The organism is Micromonospora sp. BL1 (assembly GCF_003667485.1).
Taxonomy (GTDB): domain Bacteria; phylum Actinomycetota; class Actinomycetes; order Mycobacteriales; family Micromonosporaceae; genus Micromonospora; species Micromonospora tulbaghiae.
Genome location: NZ_RCVK01000298.1, coordinates 1 through 390, shown reverse-complemented (window position 1 = coordinate 390; position 390 = coordinate 1). Strand labels below are relative to the sequence as shown.

At 67.9% G+C, this 390-nt stretch carries 1 pseudogene; it reads left to right on the top strand.

The features are described 5' to 3' along the window. Nucleotides 1-390 (top strand): annotated as a pseudogene (locus EAD96_RS22445) (MFS transporter); the annotation flags it as partial.

Genomic DNA, 390 nt, shown 5'->3' with positions numbered 1-390 from the left:
AAACCCTGCCACTCGCGACGTGGTCATCAAAGGGAAGCAACAACAGTGGATGACCGTCGCCGCGCAGATCGAGCGGGAGGACCCGGAGGCGTACGAGTACCTCCAGGGTGTGCGCGACATGGACCGGGTCGGCGCCGGCTTCATCGCCGTCCTCGCCTCGCTGCTGTTCGCGATGTTCGACCTGACCGCGTCGGTGCTGGTCCTGCTCGGCTTCCTGATCTTCCGGTGGGCGGTGATCGCGGCACCGATCCTGGGCACCGTCGGCCTGCTGCGGCCGGCCAGCGCGGGGCTGCGCCGGCTGGCGAACGCGGTGGTCGCCGCGGTCTTCAACATCGCCATCTTCGGCACAGGCGCCGCCATCTACCTCTTCGCGGTCGACCTGATCATGAG